The sequence below is a fragment of the Candidatus Nitrotoga sp. BS genome, assembly GCF_927797785.1.
GTDB lineage: Bacteria > Pseudomonadota > Gammaproteobacteria > Burkholderiales > Gallionellaceae > Nitrotoga.
In genome coordinates this window covers 1-15,294 of record NZ_CAKMLL010000056.1, presented here as the reverse complement: position 1 = coordinate 15,294, position 15,294 = coordinate 1, and the positions used below count along the sequence as shown (strand labels likewise).

Here is a 15,294-nt window from a genome sequence, read left to right as displayed (position 1 = left end):
CAAAAAATTAAACCGTACTACCCGCTTGCAGCTCCAATTGCAGGTGTTCCAACAACACCGCAATCGACATCTGCCCAAGATCCTCACCTTTTCGGGTTCGCACAGAAACCAAGTCAGCAGCCATCTCCTTAGCACCCACTATCAGTTGATAAGGTAATTTCTGCAAGCTATATTCCCGTATTTTATAGGTAATTTTCTCATTGCGCAAATCCAAGTGCACGCGAAATCCAGCTACTCGCAAAATGTCTGCGACCTGAGTAGCATAACCATCTTGATCCTGCGAGATATTCACCACCACCATCTGCACGGGCGATAACCACAGCGGGAAAGCTCCAGCGTGGTGCTCGATAAGAATCCCCATAAAACGCTCTAACGAGCCAAGAATAGCACGGTGCAGCATCACCGGCACTTTGCGCGTATTGTCCTCGTCCACGTATTCCGCACCCAAGCGAACCGGCAGATTAAAATCCAGCTGAATGGTGCCACATTGCCACACACGCCCCAGCGTGTCTTTCAGAGAAAACTCTATTTTCGGTCCATAGAACGCCCCTTCACCAGGTTGCAATTCATATTCCAGATCATTCTGACGCAATGCCGCAGCCAGTGCCGCCTCCGCCTTGTCCCAAGTTTCGTCAGAACCAACACGTTTCTCTGGACGAGTAGAAAGTTTTACCAAAACATCATTAAAACCAAAATCTGCGTACACCTTCTGCAACATCACAATGAAATCCGCCACTTCACTTTCTATCTGACATTCAGTACAGAATACATGTGCATCATCTTGGGTAAAACCACGCACGCGCATCAAGCCATGCAGAGAGCCGGACGGCTCGTTACGATGACAGGATCCAAATTCGGCCAGGCGCAGGGGCAGCTCACGATAGCTGCGCAGGCCGTAATTGAAAATCTGCACGTGCCCAGGACAATTCATCGGCTTCACCGCAAAATCCCGCGCCTCTGAATGGGTAGTGAACATATTTTCGTGATAATTTTCCCAATGCCCAGATTTCTCCCACATCGAACGATCCATCATGGTTGGAGTGCGCACTTCCTGATAACCATACTCGCGGAACTTGCCACGCATGTAGCTCTCAACTACTTGCCAGATGGTCCAACCATTCGGATGCCAAAATACCATGCCGGGCGCATCATCCTGCATGTGGAACAAATTAAGCTGCTTCGCAAGTTTTCGATGATCACGTTTTTCCGCTTCTTCCAAGCGGTGCAAATAGGCGTCAAGATCTTCCTTCTTTGCCCAGGCGGTACCATAAATACGCTGCAACATGGCATTGCGTTGATCGCCGCGCCAGTATGCGCCAGCCACACTCATCAATTTGAACACTTTGAGTTTGCCAGTAGACGGCACATGCGGCCCACGACACAGATCGGTGAAATCACCCTCAGTATAAAGTGATACACCCTGCTCGACGGGGATGGATTCGATAATCTCCGCCTTGTAATGCTCACCTATGCTTTTAAAATAGGCCACCGCTTCGTCGCGCGGCAACTCTTTTCGAGTTACCGGAATATCGCTCCTAGCTAATTCCGTCATGCGTTTTTCAAGCGCCACTAAATCATCTGGGGTAAACGGACGTGCATAAGAGAAGTCATAGTAGAACCCGTTTTCAATCACCGGACCAATAGTCACTTGAGCCTCAGGAAATAACTCCTTGACTGCGTAAGCCAAAAGATGCGCAGTGGAATGGCGAATAATCTCCAACCCGTCCATGTCCTTATCGGTAACGATAGACAATGCTGAATCAGAGAGAATAAGGTGGGAGGTATCAACCAGATGCCCATCAACCTTACCGGCCAGCGCCGCACGCGCCAAGCCCGCGCCTATACTCTGCGCAACTTCGGCCACGGTAACTGGCTGCGCGAAACTGCGTTGCGAGCCATCTGGCAATGTAATACAAGGCATATATATCTCTATAATTAAAATAAAAATGACGCACCCGCACTCACTAACAGACCGCAAAACACGTCTTATATACAGCAAGTGCGGCTAGAGCCGCATTGATTATATTTATATTTTGGTTAGAACGTGAATAATTTTGTATAAATGACCATATGGCAAGAGGCTACCTGATTTTCAAATGGCATTAACATAGCCGACACTGGAAAGACTCGCAATCTGATTAATTGACCAAACTACTAACTGATTCCATTTGTATTTTAAGCGGGAATAACTATGTGATGCATTCTATGCTCTGTTTCAATTTGCAGATGCAGTACACATTTCCATATTTATTTGGAAATGGAATGGCTACCAAAAACTGGGCGATATGTTAGCGTAGTAATCGGCTCTGTGCCTCAAATCGCGCCGAAGAAACACGCTGCTTTCCGACTGTGTCAAAGTGGAATGCGGTGCCACGGAAGACCGGAATAGCAATGGTGCATATTGCCCGAGGGTTAGCGTGTTCATGGGTGACGTCATCGACATAGGTGAATTGGCTTGGCGTTGTTGGGACGCTTGGCCGATACCCCGTTTCAGAGAGTGAGCTTGACGACGTACCCGATGTGGCACCCCATTCCAAAACGAATGATGGGGACAATCATGGTGCAACGCAAGCAGAAAATCAGTATCAAACCCGGCCAATCATAGAGTGCCTTTAACGATCACCCATCCCCATGCGGCTGGAGTCGATATCGGTAGTTCGTCCCATTACGTATCTGTGCCACCGGACAGGGACGACGAGCCTGTCCGGGAATTTCAAAGCTTTACGGTTGACCTCAACGCCTTGGCCGATTGGCTCGACGCTTGCGGCGTGGACACGGTCGCGATGGAATCCACGGGCGTGTACTGGATCCCTTTGTTCGAACTTCTGGAATCGCGCGGCTTCAAAGTGTTTCTGGTCAATTCGCGCCACGTCAAAAATGTCTCTGGCCGCAAGTCTGACGTGCTGGACTACCAATGGTTGCAGCAACTCATGACCTACGGTTTGCTTCGCGGCGCATTTCGCCCGACCGAAGCTGTGTGCGTATTGCGCTCTCTGTGGCGCCAGCGCGGGATGCTTTTGATATGCCAAGCACGCATGTGCAGCGCATGCAAAAGGCGCTCACGCAGATGAACATCCAGCTCACCAACGTCATTTCGGGCGTGGTCGGTGAGACGGGGCAGAAGATTTTGTGCGCCATTGTCGCTGGGGAGCGCGATGGTCAAGTGCTGGCCGCGATAAAGAATGAGCGCATTCGCGCTACCGTTGATGAAATCGCAAAAAGCCTGCAAGGCAACTGGCGCGGAGCATCTGTTTGCGCTCAAGCAAGCGCTGGATATGTTCGATTTCCTCGGCACACAGCTAGTCGAGTCCGACCATAAGATCGAGGGGCAATTGCAAAGCCTGCAAGTTCATGATGGCGAACCGGCGAAGGGAAAGAAGCGTGGTCGCCCCCGCATGCGCCGAAGTTTGATCTGCGCACGCAATTGTTCAGGATGTGCGGAGTTGATCTTACGCGCATCGACCTCACCACCGCACTTGCGGTGATCTCCGAGACCGGGGCGGACATGTCACGCTTCGCCACGGCAGGGCACTTCGCGAGTTGGCTGGGGCTATGCCCCGGCACCAAGATTACCGGAGGCGTCGTTATGAGCGGTAAGACCAAGCGCGAAGCCAACCGGGCAGCCCAAGCCTTGAGATTGGCCGCAGCAGCATTGCGCAGCAGCCAGTCGGCGCTGGGCGCATATTTCCGCAGGATGTGCGGGCGCATGGACAAACCTAAAGCCGTATCCGCCGCCGCGCACAAACTGGCTCGTCTTATCTACAGCATGCTTACCAAAGGTGAAGCGTATACCGATCAGGGGCAGGACTACTATAAAGAACGCTATCGCGAAAGAGTGTTGCGACAACTGGCACAACGTGCTGAAAAAATGGGGATGAAACTCGTCGTCAATGAACAGCCCTCTTAATTCCGCTTTATAAAACCAGTTGGTTGGGAGGTGTTTCTTAAGGACACGTCTATAAATCCCGTTAATTTTCACCCGCCGTCATCAAATTTCATTTTTTGATGATATTCCGGTGAGACTTACAAAATCTACGGCGGTTTGTTCATTTCCCCCAGCCAATGTCGGCTATTTTGAGTGCCCCCTTTCATGCCATTGCCTGCGCGACAGGCGCACCGATCCTGTCGAAGTCAAACACCTTCAAACGAATCAGTGTCTCAATGCGCTTTAGGTTGTACGTCAAGTTCATCAAGCCCACCCCCACCTTGGCGCGCGCTGCACCCATACTGCGCAGGAAGATACCGACCATGTCGTTTTCCATCGCACCCAAGACATGCTCGACCTGTGCACGAACGTGCAATTTCTCTGTGTTGCTCAGTGCTTGATTCAGTCGTTCGAATAAGGCATCAGTCAGTGGGTGCTGTTTGAGTGCTTTACGGAATGCCCACAAGGTGCGGTCATCGGGTACGTTGCCTGCCAGTTCAAGATCGAGGAAACGCATCAAAGACAGACGGTCGCTGACTGGGTATTGCAAGCGCTCGTCTGACAGGTTGCGCAGGCGTTGAAGGATGAGCATCTTGAATATGAGCACACGGCAGGTGGGCTTGCGTCCGGCTGCGCTTTTGCGCTCTGTGGGGTCGATGCGGGAGAGAATGGAGCGAAACATCTCCCAGTCAATGACGGCGTTGAGCCGCTCCAGAGGGTCGCCTGCTTCAGACAGGCTGGCGTAACGGTTTTGAAGGTCAAACAGGCCGTTTGCATGGGGTGGGGGTCGTCGAATACGGCTATGTCTGTTTTAGGCGTAGTGGACTTTCGGCGCTTGTGAAAATTGGGGGGGTTGATAGAAGTACCCTAATGCCTGTATCGAAAGTGTCCTCCCGACTTGTCGTTCCGTGTTCAATCTGACAAGGCATTATCGATTAAGTTTAATATTTAATTGCCGAGTTTATATTTACCCGCAAATAGCTGGATACCCGACAAGAGTTAAGCTTGACGGGATTGGTCGAGATTTGTAGGGGCGCCCTAAAGTATTTCTGCAACTTGTCGTAAAGTAAAATGTAACAATGCGCAAAATTACAAGGTGAAACTTTTAAATTAAAAAGTGTTTGATCATTATTTTAATGAATATTGTCATCTTGATTTACTGTCGTAGTTTAATAGTGCAATGCAATTTTATATCCTAATGAAAATTATTTACATTCTCAACAATTCGTTGTTTTTTATTTAAACCACTCAACACATAAAGCTCTAATCATTAATTATGATCAAAGACAAGTTAAATATTCCGTTAGATTTCTTGTATACCAAGACACCCCCTTTAATCGGGGTCGATATTTGCTCGTCTTCAATCAAAATTGTGGAGCTAAGCGAATTAGCGAAGAAAAACGGCTATGTTATTGAGCATTACGCAATAGAAGCACTGCCTCAAAACGCAGTGAGTGACGGCAATATCAATGATCTGGAGGCAGTTTCGGAATGTCTGCGACGCGCTTGGAAAAGAATGGGAACGCGTATAAAAAACATTAGCCTTGCGCTTCCTGCTGCCGCCGTGATTAGTAAAAAAATTTTTCTGCCCAGCGGATTGAATGAAGAAGATATGGAATCTCAGGTGGAGGCGGAAGCAAATCAGTACATTCCATTTGCTATTGACGAAGTTAACCTAGATTTTCAAGTAATAGGCCCAGCACCTGGCAATACTGCGGAAATCGAAATATTGTTAGCTGCCTCACGTAATGTTAACGTGGAAGACCGAGTTGCTGTTGCACAAGTAGCGGGGCTCAAGGTCGTGGTGATGGATGTAGAGCATTACGCCACCGAAATGGCGTTTGACCAGATTCGCATGCAGTTGCCGGGAGGTGCAGCGGATCAATGCGTAGCATTGATCGATATAGGTGCAAATGTAATGAATGTAAATATTCTGCACAACGGACAATCGGTGTACATGCGCGATCAGCAAATGGGTGGCGATCAATTAACACAACATATCCAAAATGCTTTCGGCTTATCCACCGAGGAGGCAGAAGCAGGCAAACTTAATGGCGGATTGCCAGAGAACTACGAAAGTGACGTACTGACACCGTTCCGTGAAAGTATGGCGGGCGAAGTGTTTCGTGCCATTCAGCTTTTCTTTACCTCTACCCGGTTCAATGAAGTAAGTTACATCGTGTTAGCTGGCGGTTGCGCAGCACTGTCTAATTTGGATGATGCTGTAGCAACACGTACGCAGGTAAAAACACTTGTGGCGAATCCATTTGCTCAGATGACTTTGTCTGGGCGCATCAAACAGCGCCAATTACAGATTGATGCGCCAGCGCTAATGATTGCTTGTGGTCTTGCGATGCGGAGGTTTGATCCCTCATGATACGTATTAATTTATTACCGCATCGTGCTGAAAAGCGCAAAGCGCGGCAGATTCAGTTCTATGCACTCAGCGTAATCTCGCTAGTGTTGGCAGCAATGTTTGTTGGTATCGTGCATGCTGTCATAACTACGCAGATTGAATACCAAGAACGCCGCAACCAATATTTGAAAGATCAAATCGTCCTGCTAGACAAGCAGATCGCTGAAATAAAACGGTTAAAAATGGAAATCGCAGCTCTAATGGAGCGAAAAACAGTGGTTGAAAAACTGCAAAGTACGCGCTCAGATGTGGTGCACCTGCTGGATCAGATGTTGAATATTATGCCAAAAAGCGTGTATTTAAAATCGATTAAGCAAACTGGTAACAAAATCAACTTGGTTGGCTTAACTCAGTCTAATGCGCGGGTATCCACTCTGATGCGCTCCATTGATGGCTCTCAATGGCTGGAATCACCTACGCTGGTTCAAATTTCCGCGATATCCACGAAGGACAATGGGCCACGCTTGAATGAGTTTAATCTGAAATTTGACTTGACTACTCAGGTGCCGACAATTCCTGCTGCTCCGGCGCAGTCAGCTGGCACGAAAGGTTAGGTAATCTCATGAGACTGTTAGACGAACTAAAGGACATTAACCCCAAAGATCCGGGTGGCTGGCCATTATTGGTGAAGCTCAGCGCATTTGTGGCAATATTCGTGACCATTTCAATTTCGGGTGCCTTATTTGACTGGAAGGATCGCTGGGAAGCTCTGAGCACAGCCAAGGAGATTGAGACTACATTAAAAACGGAGTTCAAGACCAAAAAGGCAATAGCCATCAATCTGGATGTTATCAATAAAAAACTTATGGAAACCAAGCAATCGTTTGATGCACTGCTGAAACAATTACCGAGCAAGTCAGAAATGGATGCGTTGCTAACCGATATTAATCAAGCTGGCTTGGGCCGCGGCCTACAATTTGAATTATTTAGACCGGGCGACGAGATTATCACCGGCGTGTTTGCTGAGCAGGCAATCACCATTAAAGTAACGGGTAATTATGATGACCTTGGTAAGTTTGCTAGCGATATTGCTCAATTACCGCGTATCGTATCATTGAGCGAAATTAATATTAATCCAACGGCAGGGTATCTGACTATGGATGCTATAGCTAAAACATATCGCTATTTAGATGAAGAAGAATTAACTGCCCAGAGGCAATCATCCAAAACAGCTGGAGCACACAAATGAGATCGGTTTGTTTGCTACTGTCGACATCTTTACTGCTATCTGCCTGCGCTGGCGAAGAGTTTCAAGATTTGCGCGATTTCGTCAAAGTCACTGGCAGTGGAATGCGCGGCAAGGTGGATCCCCCTCCTGAGATTAAGCCTTATGAGCCATTTGTTTATGATAACGCTACAAATCTCCCGGATCCATTCAAACCTCGCAAACCCGAAGCGAAAAGTGGCGATCTTCCCGGCCTCAATCAACCGGATATGACGCGACGTCGCGAAGAACTGGAAGAATCACCATTAGAAAATTTGAAGATGGTCGGTTTTCTTTATCAGGCTAAAGCTGCTCATGCTATCGTCCGCTCAGCGGATGGAAAGCTCCACCGAGTCAAAACAGGCAATTATCTAGGATCAAATTTTGGTCAAATTATTTCCGTGACAGAAACCGAAATAAAAATCAAGGAAGTCGTGCAAGATAGTGCAGGAGACTGGGCGGAACGTATAAGTAGCTTGCCATTGATGGAATGAATGATTAGGAGTGAAACATGAGTCATTATAAAAACGTAGTCAACAACTTTGTTCTGCTCGTTGTCGCGGCATTTGCCGTTTGCGCGCTAACTGCCCAAGCGCAAGACAATACCAGTGGATTAAACGCTAGCAGACAAAATTCTGACGCGGAGAATAGCATACAGTCGCTCAGCGCCAGCACTGCAACAGGTGGTAAGCTTGTACTTAAAATGGGGTTGAAGAATAGGCTTACCAATCCGCCTTTGAATTTTGCCATCAGCAATCCGGCGCGCATTGTATTTGATTTCCCCAATACAACGAATGAGCTGGGCAAATCGAAGCAGGAATTTGGCGTAGGTGAATTACGTAGCGCCAATATCGTGCAATCAGGTAATCGCACCCGTCTGGTGGTTAACCTTAATCAAACATTGGTTTATGACGCACAGACACAGGGAGCTAACCTGCTAATTACCCTGCATGGCAAAGTTCCTGCGGAATCAGCGGTGGCACCCGCTGCACGGTTTACTGAGACAAAGCAAGGTATTCAGAAATATAGCCTGCGTGATATTGCTTTTCGTCGCGGCGGCAATGGAGGAGGACGCATTCAGGTAGACCTATCGGACCCTGGTGTAGGTATAGGCGTTAAGCAGCAAGGTAAACGCTTGATCGTGGATTTCATGAATACCAGTCTACCGAGCAACCTGCAACGTAAACTTGATGTAGTGGATTTCGGCACGCCAATACAAGGGGTCGATACATTCATGCAGGGTGACCATGTGCGCATGGTCATTGAACCCAAGGGGTTATGGGAGCACGTCGCCTACCAGACGGATAACAAGTTTATCCTGGAAATTAAAGCAGTAGCGGATGATCCCGATAAACTATCTACGAATAGCAAGATAGGTTACAAGGGCGAAAAATTGACGTTAAGTTTCCAGAATATTGCAGTGCGTGAAGCACTGAATGTTATTGCTGACTTTACAAATTTGAATATGGTGATCAGCGATTCCGTGAGCGGCAATCTGACATTACGCCTTAAGGATGTGCCGTGGGATCAAGCACTACAAATCATTCTTGACTCGCGCGGCTTGGACATGCGCAAAAACGGCAACGTAATCCAGGTTGCCCCACGCGAAGAATTGGCGGTCAAGGAAAAGCTTAATTTAGCAGCAAATCAAGAAATCTTCGACCTTGAACCTCTCCACACGGAAAGTTACCCACTAGCTTATTCAAAAGGAAAAGCAATTGTCGCTTTGTTACAGAATTCTGCCCAGCGCATGCTATCAAAACGCGGGAGCGCAGTGGAAGATGCACGCACCAATACTGTGTTCGTTCAAGATACGCCATCGCGTTTGGAGGAAGTACGCAAGCTGATCAAGAAAGTCGACGTAGCGGTGCGCCAAGTGATGATTGAAGCACGTTTTGTTGAGGCGAGCGATACCTTTACTCGAACCTTAGGCGGAAGGTTAAGCTATACCGGTGTACCACCACCTGGAGGCGGATTTTCTGTGGGCGGACTTCGTGGTTCTGTTGGCGGAAGTGCTGGTGGTGGGCCAGTTAATCTGCCCGGAACCCCTGGACTGATTGGTACTGGCGTAGTATCAGCGATGCTTTTCAACTCATCGGTGACAAAAATATTAGGACTTGAGTTGCAGGCATCACAACTAAATGGAATATCCAAAGAAATTTCTAGCCCTCGTGTGGTGACTGCAAATGGAACTGAGGCGACAATTGAACAAGGCGTGGAAATACCCTATCAGACAACAACCAGCGCGACAATAGCACCAACCATATTGTTTAAAAAGGCACTTTTAAGCCTTACCGTAACGCCTCAAATCACACCAGATGATAATATCAACATGAAAGTAGAAGTAACTCAGGATTCTGTTGGCACAATAATTAACACGTCGGCAGGGGGAGTACCCAGCATTAATACCAAAAAAATCAGTACACAAGTATTGGTTGATAATGGAGGGACTGTTGTAATTGGTGGTGTCTATACTCAAAATGAGCTGAAATCTACGCCTAAGGTGCCACTGTTAGGTGATATTCCTTTAATTGGATGGTTATTTAAAAGTCAAACTGATACAAATAACAAAAGAGAGCTGTTGGTTTTCATTTCCCCCAAAATCCTGAGTGATAGCTTGAACCTGCGATAAGCAGTAAGTGCATCGGTGATGCACAATGCATTTTTCAGCTACAATCCGACCATGTATCATATTAATAATATGCAGCCCAAGCGCCATTCCGGCAACATCTTTCTTGTGGGAATGATGGGGGCAGGAAAAACCACCATAGGGAAATTGCTTGCTCAGCAGCTGGGCAAAGCTTTTGTTGACAGTGATGAGGAAATTCAGCAGCGTTCTGGCGTAACTATTCCGCACATCTTTGATATTGAGGGTGAGGCTGGGTTTCGGCAGCGCGAAGCAAGCGTAATTCAAGACTTAGTACTGCTCGACAACATCGTTTTAGCGACTGGGGGTGGTGCGGTATTGAATGAAAAAAACTGCAATGCATTATGCTGCAATGGCGTAGTGGTGTATCTAAAAAGTACAGTTCATGACCTCTGGCATCGAACTCGCCATGACCGAAATCGTCCCTTATTGCAGACAGCCGACCCACATGCAAAACTAAAACATATGTATGAGCAGCGCGATCCACTATATGCACAAGTGGCTAATTTAGTTATGCCTACCGGCAAACAAAGCGCGCAAAGTCTAACTTTACATTTGCAGCAAGAGCTAAACCGATTTTTAGACATTCAGTCATCTCAACCAGTTAAATTAATCTAATTCAAGACAATAACAATCATTCCGCACAGTCAGCCTGATAATCTTACCTTTGTCAGGTATAGAAGATTAGGCTGTATTCGTAAATCATGCTGGCAGCTTATCTGATGAGCCACTCTGACGTGCATACTGTGTCCCCCGGTGCATGCACACTAGTTCATGCAGGAGGCAAAAATGAGAAGGCCTGTGTTAAAACGAATCACTGCCGCATTGAGAAAACTGACACGCGATAAGCGCAAGCGTGTAGCGGTTGAGTTGGCAGCACTGGATGCGCAACTGGCATCGACTGTTCTATCGAGGAGCGCTTCGCATTTGGCGCGATGTGCCTGCACTGCCAGTCTATGCACGTAATTCAGAACGGCCACGCAAACAGACTGCAATGCTATCTTTGTCGTGCGTGCTGCAAGACGGTCAGACGCTACGACAGATTGCCCGTCCTTTGCGAATTCACAACAGCACCGCACACCGCTGGCGACATCGTTTGCTGGCAGCGCCCAAAACCGTCCAGCCTCGGTACTGACTGTCATTGCCGAGGCTGACGAAACGATGTTCTTGTTGTCGTTCAAAGGAAAGCGGAGCGGTTTGGATTGCGAGGTACAAAAGTATCGCGGTGTGGCCACCAGCTACTTGGACAACTATCTCGGCTAGTTTCATGCCCTCGACCGTGAAGAAGGTAATGGATCGAAACTGGCCATGGCGACCGGTGAAACGGTCTAACAACATGGATTGCGAACATAGCCAAGATTGAACTAGTTTGTGGTGCGTCAACTATTCAAAAGTCGCGGATTCAACAACGAAGTGCAACTTTTTCTAACAGAATGATGGGGCGAGATGCAGTAGCATCGGGAACCCAGCAAGGAACCGGTGGCGTTGAAGGCATTGGCTCAGGCATTGCCGAAGGAAGTCTGGCGCACGGTCTCTTGACGGGTGAGTGGCAACAGCAAACTCTCATCCCGTTTCACCGTGGTGTGCGTCCGTTCCGCCCTCAAGAATTATCTTTGGGGCACTTCTATAAATCCCGTTAATTTCCACCCGCCGTCATCACATTTCATTTTTAGATGATGTTCCGGTAAGACCTACAACATCTACGGCGGTCTGTTCATTTCCCCCAGCCAATGTCGGCTATTTTGAGTGGTCATCCCCTCCTTTTATGCCATTGCCTGCGCGACAGGCGCACCGATCCTGTCGAAGTCAAACACCTTCAACCGAATCAGCGTCTCAATGCGCTTTAGGTTGTACGTCAAGTTCATCAAGCCCACCCCAGCCTTTAAACATGCTTCATTATGCCTGTCGGAAGGCTCTGCAAGATAGCCGGAAAGCGAGGCCGGACTACTGAATACTATTCATTGCGGCGCGGTAGGACGGCCAGCAGGTGCGCCACATAAGGCGTCAGGGGTATAACTCGCAAGCCGCTCACTTTATCTTGGACGGTAATGCTCTTCCACTTAAAGTCTACATTTTCCCAGCGCAATGATGCGAGTTCTTCACGGCGCGAACCGACCAGCAACAGGGCTTGCAGATAAGCACTAATTACAGGGTTTTGAATTTGTTGAACAGCGGAGAACCAGACGGGCAGTTGTTCCTTCTGGAGCGCGTCATCCTTGACCTTGGCCTTGCCCAGTAATTCACGAGCTTTGCTACTCGCGGCGGCATTGCTCGTTACAATCAATTTGTAGTTTTGGTGTCTTCCACACCAGTTAAGAAACGCTCTCAGCATTTTAAAAGCAAGCCGTGCGGATACTTCACGAATTAGCGTCTCAGCTTTTGCCCACTCATCAACTCGTTCAGGCGTAAGGTCTGCCAATCGCACATCGGCCAGCGATTCCAGTTCATCCGCCACGGTCAATTCTTTGCCGCGTTTCTGTGGCTGTCCGGCCTTCTGCATGGCGCGTTCGTGTTTGCAGAGTGAATGCGCTCCCCATTTTAATTTGCGGTCTTGCACATATTCGGGCCATACTTTGCCTATTGTTACCAATTCTCTGGCTAGCTGTTTTTCTCGTGCGGCCTTTGCGTCTGCTTTGGCTTGTAGAGCGTGTGCTCTAGCTTCTGCATCGTCAGCCTTTAACTTGGCGCGGGTCATGGCCGAGGTCAATCTGGACTTGCAGTCGCCGTGCTTCCTCTTGTGCAGCGGGTATGCTCCACGCTGTAACTTTGCCAATTGTCACTCGCATTGATTGACCGTTAACCTTGGCTTGGTATATGTATGATTTCGTACCGGCAGCGGTAGCACGAACGACCAGCCCCAAAGGTTCATCGCACCAAAGGAATGACAGTGCCACACCTTCTTTGCACTGGAAAGCTGCTATCCTGCCAACTGTTAATTTTACCTTTGCCGCTTCGATATCGATTTTGCCATGCTGTCCCCGTGGTTTAATTTCATGTAACCAGTTTTTCTCTATATAGGGGAATACTTATCAACACAATAAACAGGATAGAACACACCATATAATTGATTTTATATTAAATTAATGGATTATTAGAATGACAATCAACACTAAAATACACCATGCCTGAGCTACCCGAGGTCGAAACCTCCCTGCGCGGACTTGAGCCACAGTTGGTCGGACAACGCATCGCGGACGTAATCATTCGCACATCTCATCTACGATGGGCTATCCCCATGCAATTGGCCGCCATCTTGCACAACCAAATAATTCACGCACTGTATCGCCGTGCCAAATATTTGTTAATCAAATGCGATAGCGGCACGCTCATCCTCCACCTCGGCATGTCCGGCAGCTTACGTATTTTGTCCGCAGACATAGCAGCAGAAAAGCACGATCACTTCGATTTAAAGCTGGCAAACGGAATGCTTATGCGGCTACGTGACCCGCGACGTTTTGGCGCGGTGCTATGGAATGAAGGCGACCCCGCACAGCATCCATTGTTGCTGAAGCTTGGAGTGGAACCGCTAGAGAATACCTTTAATGCCGAATATCTTTATCGTGCGATACGCAAACGCAATGCCGCGATCAAGTTGATCATCATGGATCATCATCTAGTAGTAGGCGTAGGCAACATCTATGCCAATGAAGCCCTATTCCGCGCTGGTATCCGCCCGCAACTACCCGCCGCGAAACTTAGTCGACCGCGCTGCGCCCGATTGGTAAAAACGATACAAGAAACATTGACGGAAGCCATTGCGCTGGGTGGCAGCAGCCTGCGCGACTTCGTGGACAGCAGTGGCAATCCTGGCTATTTCCAGCAGCACTACTGGGTATATGGCCGCGCGACCGAGAATTGCCGTGCATGCAACTCAACTATCAAGCAGATTCGGCAAGGGCAGCGATCCAGTTTTTATTGCCCACAATGCCAAAAATAATCAACACCTTCCCCCTATCGTTCCGTTGTCACCTAAATTTCGAAGCAAGACTTTAAATTTTGAGTTGTTTTCTCAAGTAATGGCGTATCGAAATTCCATTGCTGCGCTCAACATCAAGTCGATCATTAGCGCGCAACCAATGGCGTCCGGCTCTTGATATAACGCCAAAATAATAAGTATGACCGTAGCCTGTGCTTCCTGACAGAATTCGTTCTCACGTCGAAATACTACCTTCAGATCATCAAAGGAGAACAAATTTGCATGAAACGTTTTTTAATTTATGGGTCAATCACGTATTGTGATTTTAATAAAAATTGGAAAAATTACCTGCAGCGGAGTATCTTCTTTGGAAGTTCCATAACTGATGGCATGTTTGGTAGTGCCGTTGATATATAAAAACAGGAGGAATGATTTTGGCGATAAGTTGGATTAGCGCGCTGAAGTTTGTACCATGGAAAGATGTGTTAGAAGCTGCACCGGGCATGGTGAAAGGCGCAAAGCGCCTTTTTACTGCGGCAAAAGCTAACACAAACAGCCAGCCTACCGCTGACAGTTCACCAGAAACTGCTTCATTCGATGCTGAAGGACTCGCAAATTTGGACGGTCGCGTTCGTCATCTTCAGGCGAAGATAGTTGAACTGAATTCAGAACAGAACTCATCAGCCACATTAATCAAATCACTTGCCGAACAAAATGCACGCGTAGTTAATGTGATCGAAGTTTTTCGAGTTCGAATCAAGATGTTAATCTATGTGTGTTTTTTATTGGGCATCACTCTATCTGCCTTAATATTTGTGGTGGTGCTAAAGTGAAAAGTTGGAATTATATGAAAGGATCACTTTCATAAAGTAAACGAAGATTAGCTTGCCACCTAAATCCTGCAAACCATTCCTTACAGGAGGGTGAGTCCCATGATCGCTATCCAAATGGCTTTGGCTGGTGAAATCGGAGGCGAGTAGATACCATTCGACAATAACGGTGAGGTCAAGACTTGCCCTTCTTTTTTCAGTACATTAGCCCGGTTGGGCTGACCCACATTCAGGGACTGTGTTTGTATAACAAACGGTTCAGTCAGTGACTTCGCTTCGCTCGCACGATATAACCTTATTCGCTAGTGTAGAGAACCGTAATTAACGGAACTAATAACAATGGTGCCTGTCTCATT

13 protein-coding genes and 2 pseudogenes are annotated in these 15,294 nt (G+C 47.8%); 11 read left to right on the top strand and 4 right to left on the bottom strand.

What is annotated here, in order from left to right; genetic code table 11:
* Positions 1 to 7: 7 nt before the first annotated feature.
* Positions 8 to 1,921: a threonine--tRNA ligase gene (thrS, locus tag MJ769_RS06050; RefSeq protein WP_239235214.1), complete on the bottom strand. Its 1,914-nt coding sequence runs from the start codon at positions 1,919 to 1,921 to the stop codon at positions 8 to 10.
* A gap of 685 nt (positions 1,922 to 2,606) precedes the next feature.
* Here thrS and MJ769_RS06045 point away from each other — a divergent pair.
* Positions 2,607 to 3,907: pseudogene (locus tag MJ769_RS06045) on the top strand (IS110 family transposase).
* Positions 3,908 to 4,088: 181 nt separating this feature from the next.
* Here MJ769_RS06045 and MJ769_RS06040 read toward each other — a convergent pair.
* A complete protein-coding gene (locus tag MJ769_RS06040) occupies positions 4,089 to 4,607 on the bottom strand; it encodes a transposase (RefSeq protein ID WP_445083075.1) in 519 nt (172 codons plus the stop codon).
* 594 nt (positions 4,608 to 5,201) lie between these two features.
* Here MJ769_RS06040 and MJ769_RS06035 point away from each other — a divergent pair.
* The 8 genes and pseudogenes from MJ769_RS06035 to MJ769_RS06000 all read left to right on the top strand — a co-directional run bounded on the left by MJ769_RS06035 (position 5,202) and on the right by MJ769_RS06000 (position 11,832).
* Complete coding sequence (locus MJ769_RS06035) at positions 5,202 to 6,302, top strand: pilus assembly protein PilM (RefSeq protein WP_239235212.1); 1,101 nt, start codon at positions 5,202 to 5,204, stop codon at positions 6,300 to 6,302.
* Entirely contained in the window at positions 6,299 to 6,895 is a 597-nt protein-coding gene (locus MJ769_RS06030; RefSeq protein ID WP_239235211.1) for a PilN domain-containing protein, read from the top strand. Before MJ769_RS06035 ends, MJ769_RS06030 begins: the two co-directional genes overlap by 4 nt.
* A 101-nt stretch (positions 6,896 to 6,996) precedes the next feature.
* Positions 6,997 to 7,530 carry a type 4a pilus biogenesis protein PilO gene (locus tag MJ769_RS06025; RefSeq protein ID WP_320412150.1) on the top strand — a complete coding sequence of 178 codons (534 nt, stop codon included), beginning with the start codon at positions 6,997 to 6,999 and terminating at the stop codon, positions 7,528 to 7,530.
* A complete protein-coding gene (locus tag MJ769_RS06020) occupies positions 7,527 to 8,039 on the top strand; it encodes a pilus assembly protein PilP (protein ID WP_239235207.1) in 513 nt (170 codons plus the stop codon). Before MJ769_RS06025 ends, MJ769_RS06020 begins: the two co-directional genes overlap by 4 nt.
* Before the next feature lie 17 nt (positions 8,040 to 8,056).
* On the top strand, positions 8,057 to 10,177 hold the full coding sequence (gene pilQ / locus MJ769_RS06015) for a type IV pilus secretin family protein (RefSeq protein WP_239235205.1): 2,121 nt from the start codon (positions 8,057 to 8,059) through the stop codon (positions 10,175 to 10,177).
* A gap of 18 nt (positions 10,178 to 10,195) precedes the next feature.
* Positions 10,196 to 10,810 (top strand): shikimate kinase, encoded by a 615-nt coding sequence (locus tag MJ769_RS06010; RefSeq protein ID WP_320412149.1) that lies wholly within the window; start codon positions 10,196 to 10,198, stop codon positions 10,808 to 10,810.
* 171 nt (positions 10,811 to 10,981) lie between these two features.
* Positions 10,982 to 11,428, top strand: a pseudogene (locus tag MJ769_RS06005) (transposase-like zinc-binding domain-containing protein); the annotation flags it as partial.
* 197 nt (positions 11,429 to 11,625) lie between these two features.
* Positions 11,626 to 11,832, top strand: coding sequence for a hypothetical protein (locus tag MJ769_RS06000; protein WP_239235203.1), 207 nt, complete (start codon positions 11,626 to 11,628; stop codon positions 11,830 to 11,832).
* 314 nt (positions 11,833 to 12,146) lie between these two features.
* Here the strand turns inward: MJ769_RS06000 and MJ769_RS05995 are convergent, their stop codons facing one another.
* Entirely contained in the window at positions 12,147 to 12,887 is a 741-nt protein-coding gene (locus MJ769_RS05995) for a hypothetical protein (RefSeq protein WP_239235201.1), read from the bottom strand.
* Complete coding sequence (locus MJ769_RS05990; protein ID WP_239235200.1) at positions 12,862 to 13,086, bottom strand: Arm DNA-binding domain-containing protein; 225 nt, start codon at positions 13,084 to 13,086, stop codon at positions 12,862 to 12,864. Before MJ769_RS05990 ends, MJ769_RS05995 begins: the two co-directional genes overlap by 26 nt.
* Before the next feature lie 227 nt (positions 13,087 to 13,313).
* Here MJ769_RS05990 and mutM point away from each other — a divergent pair, with 227 nt between their 5' ends.
* Both mutM and MJ769_RS05980 read left to right on the top strand, forming a co-directional pair.
* Positions 13,314 to 14,129 (top strand): bifunctional DNA-formamidopyrimidine glycosylase/DNA-(apurinic or apyrimidinic site) lyase, encoded by an 816-nt coding sequence (gene mutM, locus MJ769_RS05985; RefSeq protein WP_239235198.1) that lies wholly within the window; start codon positions 13,314 to 13,316, stop codon positions 14,127 to 14,129.
* A 407-nt stretch (positions 14,130 to 14,536) separates the two neighbouring features.
* Positions 14,537 to 14,941, top strand: coding sequence for a hypothetical protein (locus tag MJ769_RS05980; RefSeq protein ID WP_239235197.1), 405 nt, complete (start codon positions 14,537 to 14,539; stop codon positions 14,939 to 14,941).
* Positions 14,942 to 15,294: the final 353 nt, after the last annotated feature.

Excerpts from the sequence above, each read along its gene's own strand:
- thrS (WP_239235214.1), bottom strand. The coding sequence starts at position 1,921 with ATGCCTTGTATTACATTGCCAGATGGCTCGCAACGCAGTTTCGCGCAG.
- MJ769_RS06040 (WP_445083075.1), bottom strand. The coding sequence starts at position 4,607 with ATGTTTCGCTCCATTCTCTCCCGCATCGACCCCACAGAGCGCAAAAGC.
- MJ769_RS06035 (WP_239235212.1), top strand. The coding sequence starts at position 5,202 with ATGATCAAAGACAAGTTAAATATTCCGTTAGATTTCTTGTATACCAAG.
- MJ769_RS06030 (WP_239235211.1), top strand. The coding sequence starts at position 6,299 with ATGATACGTATTAATTTATTACCGCATCGTGCTGAAAAGCGCAAAGCG.
- MJ769_RS06020 (WP_239235207.1), top strand. The coding sequence starts at position 7,527 with ATGAGATCGGTTTGTTTGCTACTGTCGACATCTTTACTGCTATCTGCC.
- pilQ (WP_239235205.1), top strand. The coding sequence starts at position 8,057 with ATGAGTCATTATAAAAACGTAGTCAACAACTTTGTTCTGCTCGTTGTC.
- MJ769_RS06010 (WP_320412149.1), top strand. The coding sequence starts at position 10,196 with ATGCACAATGCATTTTTCAGCTACAATCCGACCATGTATCATATTAAT.
- MJ769_RS06000 (WP_239235203.1), top strand. The coding sequence starts at position 11,626 with ATGATGGGGCGAGATGCAGTAGCATCGGGAACCCAGCAAGGAACCGGT.
- MJ769_RS05995 (WP_239235201.1), bottom strand. The coding sequence starts at position 12,887 with ATGACCCGCGCCAAGTTAAAGGCTGACGATGCAGAAGCTAGAGCACAC.
- mutM (WP_239235198.1), top strand. The coding sequence starts at position 13,314 with ATGCCTGAGCTACCCGAGGTCGAAACCTCCCTGCGCGGACTTGAGCCA.
- MJ769_RS05980 (WP_239235197.1), top strand. The coding sequence starts at position 14,537 with ATGATTTTGGCGATAAGTTGGATTAGCGCGCTGAAGTTTGTACCATGG.